General features: G+C 64.1%; 21 protein-coding genes. 13 read left to right on the top strand and 8 right to left on the bottom strand.

The features are described 5' to 3' along the window. Positions 1-183: 183 nt before the first annotated feature. On the top strand, positions 184-417 hold the full coding sequence (locus NP534_RS16710; RefSeq protein ID WP_274099437.1) for a hypothetical protein: 234 nt from the start codon (positions 184-186) through the stop codon (positions 415-417). A 61-nt stretch (positions 418-478) separates the two neighbouring features. On the opposite strand, the gene NP534_RS16705 is transcribed toward NP534_RS16710, so the two are convergent. The 7 genes from NP534_RS16705 to NP534_RS16675 all read right to left on the bottom strand — a co-directional run bounded on the left by NP534_RS16705 (position 479) and on the right by NP534_RS16675 (position 8,386). Beyond that, positions 479-2,386: an acyltransferase family protein gene (locus tag NP534_RS16705; RefSeq protein ID WP_274099436.1), complete on the bottom strand. Its 1,908-nt coding sequence runs from the start codon at positions 2,384-2,386 to the stop codon at positions 479-481. A gap of 161 nt (positions 2,387-2,547) precedes the next feature. Next, on the bottom strand, positions 2,548-2,985 hold the full coding sequence (locus tag NP534_RS16700) for an acetyltransferase (protein WP_274099435.1): 438 nt from the start codon (positions 2,983-2,985) through the stop codon (positions 2,548-2,550). 199 nt (positions 2,986-3,184) lie between these two features. Beyond that, positions 3,185-3,886: an arsenical resistance protein ArsH gene (gene arsH, locus NP534_RS16695; RefSeq protein ID WP_274099434.1), complete on the bottom strand. Its 702-nt coding sequence runs from the start codon at positions 3,884-3,886 to the stop codon at positions 3,185-3,187. Between the two features lie 9 nt (positions 3,887-3,895). Further along, on the bottom strand, positions 3,896-4,366 hold the full coding sequence (locus NP534_RS16690; RefSeq protein WP_274099433.1) for an arsenate reductase ArsC: 471 nt from the start codon (positions 4,364-4,366) through the stop codon (positions 3,896-3,898). A 27-nt stretch (positions 4,367-4,393) separates the two neighbouring features. Continuing rightward, the gene (locus tag NP534_RS16685) at positions 4,394-4,741 is read right to left on the bottom strand and encodes a metalloregulator ArsR/SmtB family transcription factor (protein WP_274099432.1); all 348 of its coding nucleotides are present in this window, start codon (positions 4,739-4,741) and stop codon (positions 4,394-4,396) included. Between the two features lie 190 nt (positions 4,742-4,931). Then, positions 4,932-6,239, bottom strand: coding sequence for an NtaA/DmoA family FMN-dependent monooxygenase (locus NP534_RS16680; protein ID WP_274099431.1), 1,308 nt, complete (start codon positions 6,237-6,239; stop codon positions 4,932-4,934). Positions 6,240-6,304: 65 nt separating this feature from the next. Continuing rightward, positions 6,305-8,386 (bottom strand): TonB-dependent receptor, encoded by a 2,082-nt coding sequence (locus tag NP534_RS16675; protein WP_274099430.1) that lies wholly within the window; start codon positions 8,384-8,386, stop codon positions 6,305-6,307. Positions 8,387-8,606: 220 nt separating this feature from the next. On the opposite strand from NP534_RS16675, the gene NP534_RS16670 reads away from it, so the two are divergent. Beyond that, positions 8,607-9,425 carry an IclR family transcriptional regulator gene (locus tag NP534_RS16670; protein WP_274099429.1) on the top strand — a complete coding sequence of 273 codons (819 nt, stop codon included), beginning with the start codon at positions 8,607-8,609 and terminating at the stop codon, positions 9,423-9,425. A gap of 13 nt (positions 9,426-9,438) precedes the next feature. Here NP534_RS16670 and NP534_RS16665 read toward each other — a convergent pair whose 3' ends face one another. Continuing rightward, positions 9,439-10,215, bottom strand: coding sequence for an ABC transporter ATP-binding protein (locus tag NP534_RS16665; RefSeq protein ID WP_274099428.1), 777 nt, complete (start codon positions 10,213-10,215; stop codon positions 9,439-9,441). A gap of 110 nt (positions 10,216-10,325) precedes the next feature. On the opposite strand from NP534_RS16665, the gene fepB reads away from it, so the two are divergent. The 11 genes from fepB (at position 10,326) to NP534_RS16610 (ending at position 21,745) form a co-directional block, all read left to right on the top strand. Further along, positions 10,326-11,219 (top strand): Fe2+-enterobactin ABC transporter substrate-binding protein, encoded by an 894-nt coding sequence (fepB, locus tag NP534_RS16660; protein ID WP_434519722.1) that lies wholly within the window; start codon positions 10,326-10,328, stop codon positions 11,217-11,219. 53 nt (positions 11,220-11,272) lie between these two features. Then, the gene (locus NP534_RS16655) at positions 11,273-12,265 is read left to right on the top strand and encodes a FecCD family ABC transporter permease (protein WP_274099427.1); all 993 of its coding nucleotides are present in this window, start codon (positions 11,273-11,275) and stop codon (positions 12,263-12,265) included. Further along, entirely contained in the window at positions 12,253-13,299 is a 1,047-nt protein-coding gene (locus tag NP534_RS16650; RefSeq protein WP_274099426.1) for a FecCD family ABC transporter permease, read from the top strand. The genes NP534_RS16655 and NP534_RS16650 overlap by 13 nt, the downstream gene beginning before the upstream one ends. Positions 13,300-13,350: 51 nt before the next feature. After that, the gene (locus tag NP534_RS16645; RefSeq protein ID WP_434519625.1) at positions 13,351-14,025 is read left to right on the top strand and encodes a DUF2491 family protein; all 675 of its coding nucleotides are present in this window, start codon (positions 13,351-13,353) and stop codon (positions 14,023-14,025) included. A gap of 12 nt (positions 14,026-14,037) precedes the next feature. Beyond that, positions 14,038-14,463: a DUF350 domain-containing protein gene (locus tag NP534_RS16640; RefSeq protein WP_033700365.1), complete on the top strand. Its 426-nt coding sequence runs from the start codon at positions 14,038-14,040 to the stop codon at positions 14,461-14,463. A gap of 28 nt (positions 14,464-14,491) precedes the next feature. After that, the gene (locus NP534_RS16635) at positions 14,492-15,211 is read left to right on the top strand and encodes a DUF1190 domain-containing protein (protein ID WP_274099424.1); all 720 of its coding nucleotides are present in this window, start codon (positions 14,492-14,494) and stop codon (positions 15,209-15,211) included. Positions 15,212-15,213: 2 nt separating this feature from the next. Continuing rightward, on the top strand, positions 15,214-16,371 hold the full coding sequence (locus tag NP534_RS16630) for a glutathionylspermidine synthase family protein (protein ID WP_274099423.1): 1,158 nt from the start codon (positions 15,214-15,216) through the stop codon (positions 16,369-16,371). 262 nt (positions 16,372-16,633) lie between these two features. Continuing rightward, a complete protein-coding gene (locus NP534_RS16625; RefSeq protein WP_033700360.1) occupies positions 16,634-17,116 on the top strand; it encodes a formate dehydrogenase subunit gamma in 483 nt (160 codons plus the stop codon). Next, positions 17,110-18,669, top strand: a complete 1,560-nt coding sequence (locus NP534_RS16620) for a formate dehydrogenase beta subunit (protein WP_274099422.1) — start codon at positions 17,110-17,112, stop codon at positions 18,667-18,669. Before NP534_RS16625 ends, NP534_RS16620 begins: the two co-directional genes overlap by 7 nt. Then, positions 18,666-21,545, top strand: coding sequence for a formate dehydrogenase subunit alpha (gene fdhF / locus NP534_RS16615; RefSeq protein ID WP_033700357.1), 2,880 nt, complete (start codon positions 18,666-18,668; stop codon positions 21,543-21,545). The genes NP534_RS16620 and fdhF overlap by 4 nt, the downstream gene beginning before the upstream one ends. Beyond that, positions 21,542-21,745 (top strand): formate dehydrogenase subunit delta, encoded by a 204-nt coding sequence (locus NP534_RS16610; protein ID WP_274099421.1) that lies wholly within the window; start codon positions 21,542-21,544, stop codon positions 21,743-21,745. The genes fdhF and NP534_RS16610 overlap by 4 nt, the downstream gene beginning before the upstream one ends. The last annotated feature ends 27 nt before the right edge of the window (positions 21,746-21,772 follow it).

The raw sequence follows: 21,772 nt of genomic DNA, 5'->3' as shown, positions 1-21,772 counted from the left end.
CGTTCCAATCCATCATCGGCGCGACAGAAAACCTCCTAACGACCAAATCGCCTGAGGTTGCTGGGGTTTCTGCTTGTTTCAGTGGCATTTTGGGGTCTCTGTTTGTCGTCGCTTTTTCCGGTTCTTGCTGGTTTTGCTACAGGCGTTGCTTCTGTTTAGCAAATCAGCCATGGAGCAAATCCGATGGCAGCCATCACGCAGCGCAAGCGCAAGGACGGGTCATCTGGCTTCACAGCCCAGATCCAAATCATGAAGGAAGTGGCGGCAGTTTATCAGGAAACCCAGACCTTCGATCGCAAGCGCAGAGCCCACTTCTGGATCCGGAATCGAGAGGCCGAGCTCTACGAGCCGGGCGCGATAGCGGAGGCGAAACGCCAAGGCATCACTGTTAAGCCGATGATCGAGCGGGCAAGCTGAAATGGCTGCGGCGCCGGTCGATCAGACAGGCGCCGCATGCAATCCAACCGACCTGCTGCCGTTAGCTATTGCTGTTGATGCCGGCCAGGATGTTAGGCATTTTCTGGTACAGCTTCACAGAACCGGTATTGCTCAGGTGGCCTGGATCTCGGTAGATCGGCACGCCATCGATGATGGTTTTGCACGACTTGGCATCACAGAGTGCGTCGGACAGGTAGATCACCTTGGCGCCGAGGCTAGTCTCGGCGTACTTCATCAGGTTGAGCACATTTTTGTGGGAGCGCTCGAACAGCTTCCTGTCGAGCAGGCATTTGCTGGATTGATTGGTGAGCGATGGGCTGGCCATTTCGGCCTGAATGCAGCTCACGATGGTGGTGTTGATGGGGGGCGGCGGAGAAATGATGACTACCTGTTTACCCAGTGCCTTCAGCTTCTCGACGACCACCTGCATATCCTTCATGGCGCGCTCTGGGGTCGATTTTTCAACCTGCATTACCCCGCTGGTGTCGAAGGAAATCGACTCGAAGGTGTCTTGCATGTATTGGCCATAGGAGCCGGCCAGGATAACGGTCTTGATCGACGGGGTGTCGCTGATGAACTTGAAGGTACTGTCGTTGAAGCCAACGCACTGACGTGCTTGCGCTTCGAAGTCGCTGCGCTTGGTATTCGGCGCTGTGTTCAGGAAGGGCGCACAGGCACTGCGGGTGGCTTGGCGGATGTCAATCTTCTGCGCTTGCGACAGTCCAGGGATGTTGTGCATTGCATAGGAATCGCCCCACACGATGATCTTCGGATCTTGCGAGGTCCGGCACTTCTCGGTGTCTTTGTAGATGTTGGTGCCGCAGGACCGGTCAAGGCCGTAGTTCGGTGCGAACAGCTTCTCGATCTTCTCCGCCGACTGGACCTTGAGGAATGAATGCGAAAGGCCGAACAGTGCCAGGGTAAGGGCAGGGAAGACGACCAGCGATGGCTTGAAGCCGTACTGCATAACCCGGAAAGGCTTTTCCACCAGGTTGTACAGTGCGATGGCCGTGACCAACGAAGCGGCTAGCAGGGTCGCTTTCACCGTCATGCTCTCGGTGCCGATCGAGGCGTTCGCGATCGCGATGATTGGCCAGTGAACCAGGTACAGGGAGTAGGAAATGTCGCCCGCTTTCTCGATGGGTGACCAAACCTTGCTATTGATCAGTCGGTGGTTCGCCAGAAGAACGATGGCAGTAGCGAAGCAAACCACCACTGCGTCAAGGCCAGGGTGCGACAGGCCAGAGTTGAAGAAGGGCGATGCCAGCAGTACGGCGAATGCCGGAATTGCCAGCTTCGACGTGACGTTCTTGACGGCGGCGCTGTGCACGAGCATGGACGCGATGCTGCCGATCAGCAGTTCCCAGGCCCGGGTCGGGAGCAGATAGAACGCTGCCGACTGGTTGCTCAAGGACAGGTACAGGCAGCCCACGAAGCTGGCGATGGCGAGCACCACCAGGATCTTGCGCCAATGCCTGGCCGGGGTGAAGGCCAGCAGCGCTGGGACAAAGAAGTAGAACTGTTCTTCAACCGCGAGCGACCACATGTGCAGCAGGGGCTTGGTCGCAGACTCGAGGTCGAAGTAACCCGCCTGGCTCAGCAATACAAAGTTTGTGGAGAAGGTCAGCGCACCGATGATCTGTTGCTTCAGCGATTCAGTCTGCATGGGTGGCAGGAAGAGTTTCGCCGCAATGATAGTTGCAAGGATCGTTACGAACGAAGCAGGCAGCAGGCGTTTGGCGCGGCGAAGATAGAATTCTTTGAAGGAGAACTTATCGCGCGCTAGTCCTCTTGAAACAATTGAGGTAATCAAGAAGCCAGAGATGACAAAGAATATGTCTACGCCCAGATATCCATAGTGGAATCCCGGGATAGCCAAGTGTTCTAGAACGACGAATAAGACGGCAAGCCCGCGTAAGACTTGTATATCAACCCTGATAGTAGACATCGAGATCCCGGTTTGTTTTTCTGCGACAGCCGGAAATTGTATCCACAAATCCCCCCGGAACCAATGACTATCGGAGTTGTCAGGGCTGCCTTTTGGTGGCTCGGACCGCGATGCCGGAAATCGTCCCTGCGTCCTGGCGCAGGAACGATTTTGCCAGGTGCCTAGCCAGGCAAGCTCATATGCAACAACGGAAACGGCCGCCCCTCGCCATCCAGCGCAGACCGACCGGTTTGCACAAAGCCGTAATGCAGATAAAACCCCACGGCCTCAGGGTTCTGCTCGTTCACATCAACGCTCAATGCGCTGCGCGAACCGCGGGCGTAATCCAGGAGCGCGCGGCCAATGCCTTGCCCACGCAAATCGGGATCGATAAAGAGCATTTCCACATGGTGCTGATTCAGCCCGATAAAACCGAGCGGGCAGTCTTCAGCATCGACTGCGACCCACAGCTCGACCGCGGGTAGGTAAACGTCGCGCAGCTGAGGTAGCAGCGCGTCTATGTCGGATGCCTGCAAAAAATGGTGAGTGGCGCGAACGGCGCGCAGCCAGATGTCGAGCAGCAGCGAGTGGTCGGCGGCGTTGGCCTGACGAATGATCATGGAAGCAACCTTTTGCACTTGATGACGGATAGCGGCACGCCATTGAGTGGCGACCGTATAAGTGTCGGCATCATGAATGCCCGCTTCGCGATTTAACGCCTGGGCGGTGCACAGCAGAGGTAGCCGAAAAGGAAGGGGCTGAAAAAATACTGGGCGCCGCAGGGGGCGTCAAGGGTAGAGCCCCGCAAACACCACGTGCTCAGATCGAACGCTGGTTCACCCGCGCGGTAAGCTGTTCGGCGCTCTCTTTGCGCTCGGAGTACCGGTCGACCAAAAATTCCGTGCGGTCACGCAGCAACAGGGTGAACTTCACCAGCTCTTCCATCACATCGACAACCCGGTCGTAATACGGCGATGGCTTCATGCGGCCGCTGTCGTCGAACTCCAGGTACGCCTTGGGCACTGAAGACTGGTTGGGGATGGTGAACATGCGCATCCAACGCCCCAGCACGCGCAGCTGGTTGACCACGTTGAACGACTGCGACCCGCCGCATACCTGCATCACGGCCAGGGTCTTGCCTTGGGTGGGGCGCACGGCGCCAAGGGCCAGGGGTATCCAGTCGATCTGTGCCTTGAACACGGCCGACAGGGCGCCATGTCGCTCCGGCGAGCACCAGACCTGGCCTTCGGACCACAGCACCAGGTCGCGCAGTTGTTGAACCTTGGGGTGCTCGACCGGTGCGTCATCGGGCAATGGCAACCCGGAGGGGTCGAAAACGCGGGTCTCTGCGCCGAAGTGCTCGAGCAGGCGTGCGGCTTCTTCCACCATCAGGCGGCTGAAGGAGCGTTCGCGGGTCGATCCGTACAGCAGCAGGATGCGCGGTTTGTGCTGGCTGGTGGGGGCTGTGTCCGGGGCAAGGTCGAACAGGGAAGGGTCGAGGTTGGGCAGTGATTCTGTCATGTGGCCTCCTTAGAGCGTGCCGATGCGGTCCAGCTCACGCTTGAACTCATCGCGGTCGAGGGTATTGAAGGGGAGGGCGAACAGCGCTTTGCAGCGGCGCTCGATGATTGCCAGCGTGGTCTTGAATGCGGCGTCGATCGCGGTCTCGTCACCCTTTGCTTCGGAGGGGTCTTCCAGGCCCCAATGGGCTTTCAGTGCTGGGCCGAAGTAGGTCGGGCAGGTTTCACCGGCCGCCTTGTCGCAGACGGTGATGACGATGTCTGGCGGGTTGGCTGCGAAGGCATCGTTACCTTTGCTGCTCAGACCTTCGGTAGAAATGCCGGCCTGCTGCAGGCTGGTGAGGCTGCGCGGCAGCACCTGGCCTTTGGGGAAACTGCCAGCGCTGACGGCTTCGAAGCCGGGCGGTGCCAGGTGATTGAACAGCGCTTCGCTGAGAATGCTGCGGCAGCTGTTGGCGGTGCACATGAACAGGACTTGCATGGAAGGCTCGCTCGTGGGGTTGCGGATTCAGCAGCAGGCGGCTGCGCGGACGGGGCGGTCGTCCATGTTCTGCAGGCGGGAGGTGTTCTCTTCGAGCCATGCGGCATTGGCCTGCAGTGTCGCTTGCAGCATGTGCTGCACCCATGCGGGCAGGTCCGGGTTGAGTCGGTAATACACCCATTGGCCCTGGCGGCGATCCAGCAGCAGGCCGCTTCCGCGCAGTTGGGCCAGGTGCCGGCTGATTTTCGGCTGGCTCTCATTCAGGGCGCACATCAACTCGCAGACGCAGAGCTCGCCCAAGTTGGCGATGAGCAGGGTGGCGCGGGCGCGGGTCTCGTCGGCTAGGTTCTTGAAGACCTCGGGAGGGGTAATCATGGGCGTGCCTTTACATATGGATAATCGAATATACGGATATCCATATGTATTGTGCAAGCTCGAAAATGACAAAACGGCCGCAGATGCATACGGTGCATTGAAGTTCACCCGTGCCGGGGCTGCCTTGCAGCCCTTTCCGACCGGTCCGGCGCCCCGGCAAGGCCGCTCCTACACAGGGCCGAGGTAAGGGTTAATAGCGAATCAGGTGCTCGGCAAAGGTCGCGCCTTGGTACTGCCCGCGGAACAACCCGCGCTCCACCAGGCGCGGCACCACCTCATCAAGGAAGCAGTACACCGAGCCGAACGAGCCCCCCGGCGCGGCAATAAAGCCATCCATCACCCCCGCTTCGGCCCAGTCGGCAATCTCTTCGACAGCATCATCCGCCGTGCCGATCACCTGCCAGTGCGCCGCCGAGAGCACTTCCGGGCGCATCAGCAGTTCGCTGGGCAATAGCGCTTCGCGCTCGATCAAGCGCCGCAACAGGCTCACGTGGGTGCGGCTGGCGCCCGGCAGCAGTTGCAGGGGTGGCAGGTCGGCGGCGTGGATGCGCTGGTCGCTAGGCCAGGCCGCCAGGTCGATGCCGATCATGTTCTTGATGGCGGCATATTTACGCGCCTTGTCGACCCGCGCATGGGTGTCCATGAACAGTTCGCGCGCCTGTTTTCGCGTGGGCGCCAGGAACAAACTCAGCCCCGGCAGCAGGCGGATATCGGCAGCGTTGCGGCCATGGCGTTCGGCCCGCTGAGTGAGGTCGCGGCGCAGCTCTGCGGCGGCGGCCTGGTCCGGGGTGGGGGCGAAGACGATGTCGGCGACGCGGGCGGCGAAGTTGCGGCCACTGTCGGAGGCGCCGGCCTGGATCAGCGGAATACGGCTGCCCTGTTCGGGCAGGTTGAGCGGCCCCTGCACTTGCAGAAAATCACCCTGGTGGGCGATGGGCTGAACCTGCGCCGGGTCGGCATACACACCGTTGTCGCGGTCGATCAGCAGCGCCTGGTTGGGGAAGCTGCGCCACAACCGTTGCACCACGTCGGTGAACTCGGCCGCACGGGCGTAGCGCTCTTCGGCGCTGGGCATGGCAGCCAGGCCGAAGTTTTCGTGGCCTTGCAGCGCGGTGACGATGTTCCAGCCCACGCGGCCATTGCTCAGCCAGTTCAGCGACTGCAGTTGGCGCGCCACCAGGTACGGCGGGTAGAACGTGGTCGAAACGGTCGACACCAGGCCAATGCGCGTGGTCTCGCGGGTCAGCGCGGCAAGCAGCACGGTCGGGTCGAGGCTGGTAAAGCCCGAGCCGCTTTGCAGGGCGTCGGCGACCACGCAGCTGACATCCGGGCGGAACACGAAGTCCAGGTGCGCGGCTTCCGAGCGGCGCGCAATATCGAGGGCAAAGTCGCTGCCGAACAGGCTTTCGACGCGGCTGTCCGGGCGTCGCCAGCCCTCGCCGCTGAGCCAGGTCGGGGCCAGCGACATGCCGATGTGCAAGCCTTTTTGAAGCGTCATCAGGGTGGGTCTCCAGTTGCTGGCAAATAAATGCAGGCCGGTATGTGCCGGCCTGCTGGGGTGGCTTAAAACGCGCCTTTGACGCCGACGCCCAACGTGCGTGGCTCGGTCATGCTGGCTTCGATTCCGCCGATGCCCCGGTTGGTCTGCATGTAGGTAGGGGTGCGCTCGTCGAAGACGTTCTTGACGTAGGTGTACACCTGGACCTGGTCGTTGAAGCGGTAGCTCATGCGGGCATCGGCCACGGTGTAGCCGTCGATGGCATAGCTTTTGGTGTTGGCGATATCCGAGTAGTAGCCGTCGATGTGACGCACCTGCGCGTTGAGGTTGAGGCGGTCGGTGATGTCCCAGCTCGGGCCGAAACTGACGGTGTAGCCAGGCGAGCGGGCAAACTCGTTATGCGCATAACGGCTGTTGGCGTCGATATCGTCGATGCGGGTCTGCAGGGCGCCGGCGCTGGCCTTGAGGGTCAGGTTGTCCAGCACGCGGTAGTCTGCCGACAGCTCGACCCCATAGGCGTGTGCCTTTTTGGCGTTGATGGTGTAGGACTGCGTCAGGCCCGAGGCCAGCACCACGGGGATGTTGTACTGCGCATCCTGCATGTCCATGTAGAACAGGTTGCCGTTCAGGTGCAGGCGGTCGTCCAGCAAGCTGGCGCGGGCGAACAGCTCGTAGTTCCACATGCGCTCGTCGTCGAACTGCTCGAAGCGCTTGCTGCTCATGTTCAGCGATACACCGCCGGGGTTGTAGCCGCGGCTGACCATGCCGCCCACGGTCCATTCCGGGGTCAGGGCGTAGGCCAGCGATACCTTGGGCAGGAAGGCGTTGAAGGTCTTGTCGTAGTCCAGGCCACCGGTGGCGAAAGGCGAGGTGCCCTCGCGCTGGATCTGGTCTTGCTGGAAGCGCAAGGCCGTGGTCAGGGTCCAGCGGTCGTTCAGGCGGTAGCTGACCTCGCCGAACACGCCCAGGTTGCGCTTGGTGTCGTCGAAGTCGGAGATGCCGCCGTAGTACAGGATTTCATCCGAATCGGTGCGGGCCAGGTACAGGCCGGCCATGCCGCTGAGGGTGTCTTGCTGTTCGCCGAAGGTGACCCGGGTTTCGTTGGAGAAGTTCTTCTGGCGCACATCGGCATCGCCGCTGTTGGCCACACCCAGCACGCGGTGCACGTTGGACAGCGAGTACTGGGTCTGGTTGAACAGCTTCATGCCGTTGTCCAGCTCGTAGTCGACGTCGACGATATGCGTGTTGGTCTGCTGGTGCCAGCTGGGCATGGTGGCGCCGGTGTGGTTCAGCTTGTGAAACGGATACGAGGCAGCCTCTTGGGTGGGGCGGTTGGAGTCGCCGTGGGCGAAGGTGTACTTCAGGCCAAGGCCTGGCACCGATTCGGGCAGCCACAACAATTTGCCGCGCAGGTTCAGCGAGCGGAAGTCCTGGTCCGTGCCGTGGCTGGCAAAGGACGGGTTGGTGTAGTCGATGAACGTGTCGCGTGCCGAGTAGTCCAGCGCCACGCGGCCGGCCAGGTTGTCGGTCAGGGGCCCGGAGACCGCCAGCGAGCTGCGCCGGGCGTGGTAGCTGCCCAGTTCCGCCTGGTAGGCCGCCTCGGGGGTGAAGGTTGGGTCTTTGGTCTTGACCACGATCGCCCCGGCGATGGCGTTGGCGCCCTGGCTGGTGGTCTGCGGGCCGCGGTACACCTCGATGCTGTCGACATCCCACACCGACGGTGCGCCAAAGTACATCTCGTTGTAGTTCAGGTAGTGCCCGTCGAGGTTGATGGTGGCGCGCGGTACCGTGCCGCCCCAGAACACGTTGGCGCCGTTGTTCGGGCCCTGGCTGTCCTGGCCGCGGATGATCGGTGCGCCGACCGAGTCGGTGTAGATCACGTTCGGCACGTCGTTGAGCACTTCGTGCACCGAGGCGTTGCCGGTCTTGAGGGTGTCGATCTCGCGGGCGTTGATTACCGATACCGACGAGGCCGTGTTCTTGAGGTCGCGTTCGACCTTCTCGCCGCTTACCACCACCGGTGCCAGCACCAGTTGCGGGTTGGTGGCTGGTGTCTGTTCAGCCAGGGCGGGTGGGGCAGCGAGCAGGGTGGACAGGGTCAGCACACCGAATCCTTGGCTGATCGAGCGTTGCGCGGGGTACTTCAAGACAACCTCCAAATGAGAACGATCCTCGTTTGCGATAGAAGGTATCACGGTGCCATCTCGTTCCGCAATAAAGAATCTATTCCTCGAAGTGGTATGGTGACTTCGCTCGGCGCGCGACGCCGCACCCTGCATGGGCTGCTGGCGGTATGATAGGCAGCCGCGCTTGCCGGGCGCGGCGATGCCGTCTGGCCAGATAATCAGAAATGAGGAGATAGCCCCGTTGAACACTTTGCAGTCCCCTGCCGATACGGAGCCGGAGAGCCCCGGCGAGAAGCGTTCCGGCACCATCCAGTCGGTGTCGATTGCTGCGCGGTTCCTGAATGTGCTGGCCAATGCCGAGAGTGAGCTGAGCCTGGGCGAGGTTGCCCGCCGCACCGGCACTGGCGGCTCCACGGCGCATCGCTATCTGCAGAGCCTGGTCAAGGAAGGGCTGGCCAGGCAGGACCCGGCCAGTGCGTTGTACGACCTCGGCCCGGCGGCGCTGAGTATCGGCATTGGTGCCCTGAAACGGGTGGACGCGGTGGACATCGCCGCCCAGCACATGAAGGCCCTGGCGCAACGGCATGCTGCCAGCGGTGGCGTGGCGATCTGGACGGATCGCGGCCCGACCTTGGTGCGCTGGTACCGCAGTGCATACTTCTCTATCAACCCGTTGGCCCTGGGCGACATTCTGCCGATCGACAACACGGCGTGCGGGCTGGTGTTCCAGGCGTTTTTGCCCAAGGCCACCATCGATGCGGCGCGCAAGCTGCAGCCGGCGCATTTTCGCGGTACTGCGCCCAGTGCCAAGGTGCTGGAGCAGATTCGCCAGCATTGCTGGGCCGAGCTGACCAGCCACTTGCTTTCCAGCGTGACGGGGCAGGCGGCGCCGGTGTTCGATGCGCAGCAGGAAATTGTCTGCGTGATGACCACGGTGACCGACCTGGGGCAGTTGCGTGCGCCTGAAGATCGCCAGGCGCTGTTCCATGAGGCGGGGCAAGTCAACCAGGCCACCGGCGGCCGTATGCTCGGTGCCCCAGCGCCAGTGCTGCCAGACTAATCCGCCTACGCTCCTACAAACGCGGCACCAGTAGTGGGGTGCCGCTGACCGGGTCTTCGATGATCAGCGCCGACAGGCCGAACACTTGCTGCACCAAGGCTTCGGTGAAAATCTCGGTCGGCGCACCCTGGGCCACGATCGCGCCGTCGCGCATGGCCACCAGGTGGCTCGCGTAGCGGCAGGCCTGGTTGAGGTCGTGCAGCACGGCCACGATGGTGCGGCCCTGCTGGTTCAGTTCGCGCAGCAGCTCCAGCAGCTCGAACTGGTGCGCGATGTCCAGGTAGGTGGTGGGCTCGTCGAGCAGCAAAATCGGGGTGTCCTGGGCCAGCACCATGGCGATCCACACGCGCTGCCGCTGGCCGCCCGACAGCGCCTGTAACGGGCGCTCGGCAAGCGCTTCGACCCCGGTTGCGCACAAGGCCCGCTGCACCGCCTGCTCATCGGCGTGCGACCACTGCCGCCACAGGCGCTGATGGGGGTAACGGCCGCGCGCGACCAACTCGGCGACAGTGATGCCGTCTGGCGCCGAGGCGCTCTGCGGCAGCAAGGCCAGGCGCCGGGCCACGTCTTTGGCGGGGCGTTGCTGGATGTCCTGGCCATCGAGCAGTACCTGGCCGCAACTGGGCGGCAGCAACCGCGCCAGCGCCGCCAGCAAGGTCGATTTACCGCAGGCGTTGGGGCCGACGATCACGGTGAAGGCGCCATCCTCGATATCCAGCGACAGGTCGTGCGAAAGCGTTCGGGTATCACGGCGCAGGGTCAATGCACGGGCTTGCAGGCGAGAGCTCATCGAAGGTCCTTGGCAAGGTTAAATTTGCGGAATGGATTCTACATGATGGAATTAACTGCATGAGAAGTATTATCATGCGCACCTTGATTCCCTTCGAGCGAAGCCAGTCGATGAAGCCTTTTCGTATTTGCGCAGCACTGACCGCGGTTGCCCTGATGCTGTTCGGCCCGTGCGTGGCGGCCGCGCCCACGCGCATCGTGTCCACCACGCCGAGCGTCACCGGCATTCTGCTGGCGATGAACGCACCGCTGGTGGCCAGCGCCGCCGCCACGCCCAGCCGGCTGACCGATGGCAAGGGCTACTTCTCGCAATGGGCGACGGTGGCGGACCAGCGCGATGTGCAGGTGCTGTACCGCAACCTGCAGTTCGACATCGAAGCGGTGGTGGCCAGTGCGCCCGACCTGCTGGTGGTGTCCGCCACCGGTGCCGACAGTGCCGCGCCGCACCTGGCCGAACTCAAGGCCCAGGGCATCCCCACACTGGTAGTGAACTACTCCAACCAGTCCTGGCAGGCGCTGGCCACCGAGCTAGGCGCGCGCACCGGGCTGCAACGCCAAGCGCAGGAGGTGATCCAGCGTTTCGATGACTACACCCGTGAAACCGCCACGCGCCTGCACCCATCGCCACGCCCGGTGATGCTGGTCGGCTACAACATCGGTGGCAGTTATTCCATCGGCCGTGCCATCAGCCCTCAGGCGCGGCTGCTGACGGCGCTTGGTTTCCAGTTGCGTGAGCTGCCTGAAGCCATGGCTGGGCAGGTGATCCGGGCCACCGAGTTCCAGTTCATTTCCCGCGAGAACCTTGCCGCCGCGATTGGCGATGCCGACGTGTTCCTGCTCAGTGCCGATGACAGCGATGCCCAGGCCTTTCGCAGCGACCCGGTGCTGGCCAACCTGCCAGCGGTGCAGCATCAGCGTGTCTACCCGCTGGGGCCGAGCTCGTTTCGCATCGACTACTACTCCGGGCGGCAGATGCTCGATACCGTCGCCGGCTACTTCCGCTGATCATGCATGACCTATCGACCCAGCCTGTGCGGGCTGCTGGCCAGGTGCGCGGTATGCCGCGCCAGGGCCTGCTGGTGGGCGTGCTGATACTGCTGCTGGCCGCGTTGGCGAGCTTGCTGGTCGGTTCGCACGCAGTTCCCATGGCTGTCGTGTTCGACGCCCTCTACCAGCCCGACCTGCACAATGATCACCACCTGATCGTGCGTGAATTGCGGGTGCCGCGCACCCTGGTGGCGCTGCTGGCGGGCCTGGCGCTGGGGGCTGCGGGCACCTTGATGCAGGCGCTGACGCGCAACCCGCTGGCCGAGCCTGGGTTGCTGGGGGTGAATGCGGGTGCTGCGCTGGCCGTCATCCTTGGCGTCGCGCTGTTTGGCCTGACCCAGGTTGGCCAGTACATCTTGCTGGCCTTTCTGGGCGCTGGCGTTGCCGGTGTTGCCGTGTTCCTGCTCGGCCAGGCGGGCGGCAATGACAGCAACCCCGTGCGCCTGGTGCTGGCCGGGGCCGGGTTGACGATGCTGCTGGCGTCGCTGACCGGTATCGTCGTACTCAACACGCCACCGCAAGTTTATGACCACTTCCGTCATTGGGCGGCGGGGTCACTGGCGGGCAGCAGCACGGCCACGCTGCTATGGCCCGCCCTGGCCATTACCCTGGGGCTGGGCCTGGCGGCAGCGCTGATGCCGCAGCTCAATGCCTTGGCGCTGGGCCGCGACCTGGGCCGGGCGCTGGGGGTTAACCTGCGCCTGACCTGGGCGCTTGCCTGCGTCGCGCTGATGCTGCTGGCCGGCAGTGCCACGGCAATCGCCGGGCCGATCGGTTTCGTCGGCCTGGTAGCGCCCCACCTTGCGCGCGCGCTGGTCGGCCCGGACTACCGGCGCATGCTGCCCTATGCGGCATTGATTGCCGCGTTGTTGCTACTGGGCGCCGACCTGCTTGGGCGGGTGCTGGCTGCGCCGGCGGAACTGGCTGCCGGGACCCTGGCGCTGTTGCTGGGGGGGCCGGCGTTCATCGTGTTGATCGGCAGGTTTCGTCTATGTCAGCTTTGAATACCCCACGCGTACTCAGGTGCGGGCCTTGCAGCCTGCGTCTGCGCCCACGGGCGATATGGGTCGGCAGTGCGTTGTTACTGCTGGTGCTGGGCTTGGCGACCGTGCTGCTAGGTACCGGCAGCCTGCCGATTCGCGCCGGGCAGGTGCTGGCCAGCCTGCTGGGGCAGGGCGACAGTGAAATGACCCAGCGCATTGTCACGCGCGTGCGTTTGCCGCGGGTGCTCACCGGGATGCTGGTGGGCGCGTCACTGGGCATGGCGGGGGCGGTCTTCCAGTCGATTGCCCGCAATGCCCTGGGCTCGCCGGACGTCATTGGCTTTACGACCGGGGCCGCAAGCGGTGCCATCGTGCAGATCATTCTGTTCGATGCCGGCCCGTTGGCCACGGCACTGGCAGCGGTGGCAGCTGGCATGCTCACCGCATTGCTGGTGCTGCTGCTGGCGCGGCGCGGGCAGGGTAGCGAGGGTTATCGGCTGGTGCTGGTGGGCATTGGCATGGGCGCCACCCTGTCGGGCCTGAACCAGTTGTTGCTGGTTACCGGCGACCTTGATCAGGCGCTGTTTGCCCAGCTATGGCTGGCCGGCTCGCTCAGCACCCGGACCTGGGCGCATGTCGTCCCCGCCGCGTTGGGTTTGGCGTTGATCCTGCCGACAGTGCTGCTGCACGGGCGTGAGCTGGCGCTGCTGGAGATGGGCGATAGCACGGCCAGCCAACTGGGGGTGGCGGTCGGCCGTTCGCGGTTGCTGCTGGTGCTTTCTGCGGTGGGGCTGACGGCTATTGCCACGGCGGCTGCCGGGCCGATTGCCTTTGTTGCCCTGGCAGGGCCGCAATTGGCGCGGCGGCTGACGCGTACGGCAGGCGCGCCGCTGTTTTGCTCAGCCTTGATGGGGGCGGCCTTGTTGCTGATCGCCGATTGGCTGAGCCAGCGCCTGGCGGGCACGGCGCAGTTGCCGGTCGGTTTGGTGACGGGGGTGCTGGGTGGCGGCTATCTGCTGTGGCTGATTACCACCCAGCGCACGCGGTCTTCGTAGCAACGCCCCGGCATGGCCGTCAACCTGGCGTGACATCAATGCAAACAGTGCTTGAATTGGCTCGGGCGGCCAAACCCGTTAAGGTGTCGCCCCTCGCAAGGACTGCCCCGCTTCAGGACGTTTACGATGCCACTTTCGCCTAGTGCCACGCCGCCATTTGGCTTGCTCAGCGGTCGCCGGTTCACACCCGCTGCGTCACTCGAACCATTGCTTGAGGGGCATTCGCAACTGCTGGTTCCCGGCGCGGAAACGGTCTGGGCCGTCGGCGAGGTCGACCTCGGGGCTTCGATGCACCTGCTGCGTTTCTATCTGGACGATGAAGACTATTGGCTGCAAGTGCTGATGAACGGTAGCGAAGTGGGTGACACCGTATTGTTCGGTTATCACAGCGCTGTACCGATCCGCGACGCGTCGCACCTTCAGCGCCTTGTCGGCAGCCAGTCCAAGGTCGGCCTGCCGATCTACGAACACGACGGCTACCTGTATTCCCGCCAGTGGGGCCATGAGGCAGGCCAGGCCAAACTGGTCCCGTTGCACGAGCGCGTGACCTGCCCTGATGCGCGCTATGGCATCCAGCACCTGTCGATGCTCTACGCCCGCGATACCGGCCTGCCAGAGCGTCGCGAATTCCTGCTGCTGTCAGCGGAGGAGGACGAGCAGGGCAATGCCACTTTCACCACTTCGTTGGGCGTCACCCTGCACCCCACGGACTTTCACGTAACCTGACAAGGACTCACCATGCTCGACGCTCTCCGCCTGTCGCTCAATGCCACTGCAGTGACTGGCTTCATCCTTTATATCAGCGTGGCACTGTTGCTGTTCTGGCTGTTCCAGTTCATCTATACCCGCCTTACACCGCACCGCGAGTTCGCGCTCATTCGTGAGAACAACCCGGCCGCGGCCATTGCCCTGGGCGGCTCGCTGATCGGCTTTTCGCTGCCGGCCAGCAATATCATTGCCTACAGCGTCGGCATCCTCGACGTGGTGGCCTGGGTTGTGATCGCCGCGGTGGTGCAGTTGCTTGCCTTCGGCCTTACCAGCCTGGTGCTGCGCGGCCTGTCCAGGCGTATCGCCGCAGGCGAACTGGCCGCTGCCATCTACGCTGCCAGCGTGGCGATCAGCGTCGGCTTACTCAATTCGGCTTGCATGACCCCGTCGGCCTGACGCACTAGGAGCCCCCATGAAATCCCCAATGAGACGAAGCTCCGTCAAGCTGGTGCTGGCCAGCTCGCTGCCCTTGGCGTTGACCGCGTGCAGCCCGCAAGAGGAAACCTACACCGTCAGCCAGCAGGTGAACTACGGCAATGTCGAAGCCTGCGTCAACGACAAGGTGCCGGAGAAGGCGTGCAACGATGCCTACAAGCAGGCGCTGGCCGAGTACCGGCGCACCGCCCCGACCTATGTATCGAAGCCCGACTGCGAAGCCGAATTCGCCCCTGACGGTTGCCAGATAGGCGCCGGTGGCCGTTACATGCCCCGCATGAGCGGGTTCGAGCTGGACACCGCAGGTGAAGTCACCCAGTCCCAGGTCGATGCGGCCCACGCTCAGGGCGGCGGCTATGGCCATGTCGCCACCGCCGTGGTCGCTGGCATGCTGCTGGGGCAGATGACCAACAGCGCCGACCGCCGTTATCGCGCGCAGCCGCTGTATACCTACCGCGATGGCGCCGGGCAGCGCAATGGCCTGCTTGGGCAGCGATATGGTTCCGCCGGGGGCATTCAGCGCACCAACAAGGACGAGCAGAGCAGCAGTGGCGGTTCGTCCGGCGGGGGCGGTGCTGGCTATGGCGCCTCAGGCCGCACGGCGTCGCGCTCGGCCGTCTCTGCGTCCATCTCGCGGGGTGGCTTTGGCAGCCAGGCCACGGCCCGCAGTGGCTGGGGCGGCAAGTCTGGCAGCTTCTTCGGGGGGTAGGCATGCGCAAGGTCGAGCTCGCAGAGCGCCCAGGCTGGCGCGCCACTGCCCAACAAGAGGGCTTTGCCTTCCACACCCTCGATGGCGAGCGCTACTGGGACGAGCGGGGCTACTACCAATTCAGCCAGGCCCAGGTCGAGCGCGACTTGCAGGCCCCGACCGAAGCACTGCACGCGATGTGCCTGGACGCCGTTGATCGTATCGTCGACAGCGAGGCGCTGATGACGCGCCTGGCCATTCCTGCGGCATTCTTTGACCTGGTGCGGCAATCGTGGCTAGCGCGGCAGCCGCATCTGTATGGGCGCTTTGACTTCAGCTATGACGGCCATGGCCCGGCGAAACTGATCGAGGCCAACTACGACACGCCTACCTCGCTGTACGAGGCGGCGGCATTCCAGTTGATCTGGCTTGAAGAGCAGATCCAGCGGGGCGTTCTGCCCGCGCATGCCAGCCAGTTCAATACCCTGGCCGAAGACCTCATTCAGGCGTTTGCCGCGCAGCAGGGGCAGGGCACGTTCTACTTCTCGACCATCTCGGGCTCGGTAGAGGACCGTGGCACAACGGACTTTTTGCGCAAGATGGCCGCGCACGCCGGTATTTCCACCCGGCATATCGACCTGGAGGACATCGGCCTGAATGGCGAGGGGCGTTTCGTTGACCTGGAGGGGCAGCCGATTCAGCGCTTGTTCAAGCTGCACGCCTGGGAGCACATCTTCCACGAAGCCTTCGGCAAGGCCATCCCAGGTTGTGACACGCAGTTCATCGAGCCGCCGTGGAAGGCGTTGATCTCCAACAAGGGCATCTTGCCGTTGCTGTGGGAATGGCACCCAGGGCATCCCAACCTGTTGCCGGCCTTCATCGACGATAACCCTTCGCGGCCTGTGCCCAAGGGCTGGGTACGCAAGCCGTATTTCTCGCGGGAAGGGGCCAATGTGGACATTCGCACCGGCGAGGGGCAGCGGGTGTTCGAAGACGGGCCCTACAACGATGCGCCGTACATCCTGCAAGGGTTTGCGCCGTTGCCCAGGTTTGCTGACAGCTACACGCTGATCGGTTCGTGGGTCGTCGGTGACACAGCGGCGGGTATCGGTATTCGTGAGGATGACTCACTGATTACCAAGGACAGCTCGCGGTTTTTGCCGCATGTCGTGCTGGACTGACGGGCCGCGAAGCGGGGCAGCTGACCCCCCCTGAACCTCACGTCGGTTTCAGGATGCGCCTGGTCGTTCGCATGCAACCCTGCGCCGCCACAAGTGCCATGCTTGCAGGATGCCCTCGGGCCAGTGCGCGCAGACGCACGGCCATGGGCAAGGAGGCTGCCGACACCACGCAACCGTGACGTGGCCGGTACGCCGCAGCAGAACACGCCGGCCCCTGCCCCTACAACGCCAAGGCAGGGTCCGTGATGCCGAGGTCCGCTGTATGCCTGATGAACTGCTCCACCTGCCTTTGATCCACAGCATCCTGGCCCGTGAAAAGGAGACCCCCGGCGCCCTGTTGCCGATCCTTCACGCCATTCAGCAAGGCATCGGCTTCGTCCCCGATGCCGCTGTCGCCGAAATTGCCCATGCCCTGAACCTCAGCCTGGCCGAGGTGCGCGGGGTGATCAGCTTCTACCACGACTTCCGTACCACGCCACCTGCACGCCACACCTTGCGCCTGTGCCGGGCCGAGTCGTGCCAGAGCCGTGGCGCCGAGGCCTTGGCCGCGCAACTGCGCGACCAATTGGCGCTGGACGACCATGGCACCAGCGCCGACGGCGCCATCAGCCTGCGCCCGGTGTACTGCCTGGGTGCCTGCGCCTGCTCGCCAGCACTGGAGCTGGACGGCCAATTGCACGCACGCCTCACGCCTGAGCGCCTGCGTGCCCTGGTAAACGGTTGCCTGGAGGGCGAAACATGTTGAAGGTGTTCATCCCCTGTGATTCGGTAGCCCGCGCCGTGGGTGCCGATCAGGTTGCCGAGGCCGTGCAGCGCGAGGCCGAACGCCGGCAGTTGGCGGTCGATATCCAGCGCACCAGTTCGCGTGGCCTGTACTGGCTGGAGCCGCTGCTTGAATGCGAAACCGCACAGGGGCGCCAGGGTTTCGGCCCGGTCACGGTGCACGATGTGCCGGCGCTACTCGATGCCTTGGCAGGCGAGGCCCACGAGCATGCCCTGGCCTTGGGGCCGGTTGAGCAAATCCCTTATCTGAAAAGCCAGCAACGCCTGCTGTTCGCCCGGGCCGGCGTAACCCGGCCGCTGTCGCTGGACGACTACCGTGCCCACGGCGGCTTTGCCGGGTTGCAACACGCGGTGGCGCTGGACGGCGCCGAGGTGGTTGCTGCGGTGCTTGATTCCGGCCTGCGCGGCCGTGGCGGTGCGGCGTTCCCGGCTGGCATCAAATGGCGCACCGTGCGCGATGCCGGGGCCGGGCAGAAGTACGTGGTCTGCAACGCCGACGAAGGCGACTCCGGTACCTTTGCCGACCGTATGCTGATGGAAGGCGATCCGTTTCTGCTGATCGAAGGCATGATCATCGCCGGCCTGGCCGTGGGGGCCGACAAAGGTTACATCTACGTGCGCTCGGAATACCCCGACGCCATTCGCGTGCTCGACCAGGCCTTTGCCATCGCCCGTGACGCCGGTTACCTCGGTGTGAACGTGGCCGGCAGCGGCAAGGCCTTCGACCTGGAAGTACGGGTTGGCGCTGGCGCTTATATCTGCGGCGAAGAAACCGCGCTGCTGGAGTCCCTTGAAGGCAAGCGCGGCATCGTCCGCGCCAAGCCGCCATTGCCGGCCCTGCAGGGCCTGTTCGGCTTGCCGACCCTGGTGCACAACGTACTTACCCTGGCCTCGGTGCCGATCATCCTGGCCAAGGGCGCTGCGTTCTACCGCGACTTCGGCATGGGCCGCTCGCTGGGCACCATGCCGTTTCAGCTGGCCGGCAATATCCGCCACGGTGGCCTGGTGGAGCGGGCGTTCGGCCTGACCCTGCGCGAGCTGGTGGAAGGCTATGGCGGTGGTACCGCCAGCGGCCGGCCACTGAAGGCCGCGCAGGTCGGTGGGCCGCTCGGTGCCTGGGTGCCGCCCAGCCACTTCGACACGCCGCTGGACTATGAAGCCTTCGCCGCGATGGGCGCGATGCTGGGCCACGGCGGTGTGGTGGTGGCCGATGACACCCTCAACATGGCCAGCATGGCGCGCTTCGCCCTGCAGTTCTGCGCCGAGGAATCCTGCGGCAAGTGCACCCCCTGCCGCATCGGCTCGACCCGTGGCATGGAGGTGGTGGATCGGCTGATCGCCAGCACCGATTTCACCGAACGCCACGACCACGCCCTGCTGTTGCGCGACCTCTGCGACACGATGCAGTACGGCTCGCTGTGCGCCATGGGCGGGATGACGGCCTACCCCGTGGCCAGCGCACTCAAGTACTTCCCCGCCGATTTCGGTCTGACTCAGACGGAGGCCGCACAGTGATCAATTTTTTCGACCCCGAGACCGATCTTGGCACCCCGGCCCGCGACAGCCAGGTGCAGGTCAGCCTGAACATTGACGGCCGCGCGATCAGCGTGCCGGCCGGTACCTCGGTGATGCGCGCCGCCGCCATGCTCGGCACCAGCATCCCCAAGCTGTGCGCCACCGACAGCCTTGAAGCGTTCGGCTCGTGCCGCATGTGCATGGTGGAAATCGACGGCATGCGGGGGTATCCCGCCTCCTGCACCACCCCTGTCAGCGAAGGCATGGTGGTGCGCACCGAAACCCCGCGCCTGGCCGGGCTACGGCGCAATGTGATGGAGCTGTACATCTCCGACCACCCGCTGGACTGCCTGACCTGCTCGGCCAACGGTAACTGCGAACTGCAGACCGTCGCCGGCCAGGTGGGGCTGCGTGAGGTCCGCTACGGCTACGACGGCGCCAATCACCTGGCTGAGAAGAAGGACGTCTCCAACCCGTACTTCGACTACGAGCCCAGCAAATGCATCGTCTGCAGCCGCTGCGTGCGTGCCTGCGAAGACATCCAGGGCACCTTTGCCCTGACCATCACCGGGCGTGGTTTCGACTCGCGGGTGGCGGCGGCCGGGGGCGATAACTTCCTGGCCTCCGAGTGCGTGTCGTGCGGTGCTTGCGTGCAGGCGTGCCCGACCGCCACCTTGACCGAAAAGAGCCTGGTGCAGCTCGGCCAGCCCGAACGTGCGGTGATCACCACCTGCGCCTACTGCGGTGTCGGCTGCTCGTTCCGTGCCGAGATGAAGGGCGACCAGCTGGTGCGCATGGTCCCGGACAAGAACGGCGGCGCCAACCATGGCCACGCCTGCGTCAAGGGCCGCTTCGCCTGGGGCTATGCCACCCACCCGGACCGCATCACCAAGCCGATGATCCGCAAGCGCCTCGAAGACCCGTGGCAGGAAGTCAGCTGGGAAGAGGCGGTAAACTACGCGGCCAGCGAGTTCCGGCGCATTCAGCTCAAGTACGGGCGTGATTCGATTGGCGGCATCACCTCCAGCCGCTGCACCAACGAAGAAGCCTACCTGGTGCAGAAACTGGTGCGCGTGGCGTTTGGCAACAACAACGTCGACACCTGCGCCCGGGTGTGCCATTCACCCACCGGCTACGGCCTCAAGCAGACCCTCGGTGAATCGGCCGGTACCCAGAGCTTCGATTCGGTAATGCAGGCCGACGTGGTCCTGGTGATTGGCGCCAACCCCACCGATGCCCACCCGGTGTTCGGCTCGCAGCTCAAGCGCCGCCTGCGCCAGGGCGCGCGGCTGATCGTCATCGACCCACGGCGCATCGACCTGGTCGACTCGCCCCACGCCCGCGCCGAGCTGCACCTGCAACTGCGCCCTGGCACCAACGTGGCCATGCTCAACGCCCTGGCCCACGTGATCGTCAGTGAAGGCTTGCTGGCCCAGCGCTTTATCGACGCGCGCTGCGAGACCGAGGACTTCGCCCGCTGGCGCGACTTCGTCAGCCTGCCAGAGAACGCGCCGGAAGTACTCGGCCCGGTCTGCGGCGTGCCCGCCGAGCAGATCCGCGCCGCAGCCCGGCTGTACGCCACCGGCGGCAACGCGGCCATCTACTACGGCCTGGGTGTCACCGAGCACAGCCAGGGCAGCACCGCGGTGATGGGCATCGCCAACCTGGCCATGGCCACCGGCAACATTGGCCGCGAAGGGGTAGGGGTGAACCCGCTGCGTGGGCAGAACAACGTGCAGGGTTCGTGCGACATGGGCTCGTTCCCGCATGAACTGCCCGGCTACCGGCATATCTCCAACGAAGGGGTACGTGCCGAATTCGAGCGGGCCTGGGGCGTGACCTTGCAGCCCGACCCGGGCCTGCGCATTCCCAACATGTTCGAGGCGGCCCTGGATGGCAGCTTCAAGGCGCTGTACTGCCAGGGTGAGGACATCGCCCAGAGCGACCCCAACACCCAGCACGTCACTGCGGCCCTGCATGCCATGGAGTGTGTGGTGGTGCAGGACATCTTCCTCAACGAAACGGCCAAGTTTGCCCACGTGTTCCTGCCGGGCAGTTCGTTCCTTGAAAAGGACGGCACCTTCACCAACGCCGAGCGCCGTATCTCGCGGGTGCGCAAGGTCATGGAGCCGCTGGCCGGCAAGGCCGACTGGGAGGCCACGGTGGCCCTGGCCAACGCCTTGGGCTACCCGATGCAGTACCGCCACCCGTCCCAGATCATGGACGAGATCGCCCGCCTGACGCCGACCTTCCACCGCGTCAGCTACGCCGAGCTCGACCGCCATGGCAGCCTGCAGTGGCCGTGCAACGATGCCGCACCCGATGGCACGCCGACCATGCACATCGACCAGTTCGTGCGCGGCAAGGGGCGCTTCATGCTCACGGGTTACGTGCCCACCGACGAGAAGGTCAACAGCCGCTACCCGCTGTTGCTGACCACCGGGCGTATCCTCAGCCAGTACAACGTTGGCGCCCAGACCCGGCGCACCGGCAACGTTGCCTGGCATGATGCCGACCGCCTGGAGCTGCACCCGACCGATGCCGAGAGCCGTGGCATTCGCGACGGTGACTGGGTGGGTATCGGCAGCCGTGCCGGGCAGACGGTGCTGCGCGCCAAGGTCAGTGCGCGGGTGGCGCCGGGGGTGGTGTACACCACATTCCACTTCCCTGAGTCAGGCGCCAACGTGATCACCACCGACAACTCCGACTGGGCCACCAACTGCCCTGAATACAAGGTGACGGCGGTGGAGGTGGTGAAGGTGTTCCACCCGTCTGAATGGCAGAAGCGCTACCAGGACTTCAGCGACGAACAGCGCCGCCTGCTCAAGGAGCGCCGCACCGCCGAGCAACCGGAGAACGCCGAGGTGCGCCGATGAGCAGTGACAACCTGGTCAAGATGGCTAATCAGATTGCCCATTATTTTGACAGCGAACCGAACCGGGTGCTGGCGGTGCAGGGGGTGAGGCAGCACTTGCAGAGCTTCTGGACGCCGGCGATGCGCCGGCAGTTAATGGCGTGGAGCGAGGCCAATGGCGGGGAAGGTCTGGACCCAAAAGTGCGCGAGGCGCTGACCTAGCCCTTCGCGCAGATCGGAAGAGCACAC

It is taken from the genome of Pseudomonas sp. 39004 (assembly GCF_028682155.1).
Classification (GTDB): Bacteria; Pseudomonadota; Gammaproteobacteria; order Pseudomonadales; family Pseudomonadaceae; genus Aquipseudomonas; species Aquipseudomonas capeferrum.
This window is presented reverse-complemented; position numbering and strand designations above follow the sequence as displayed.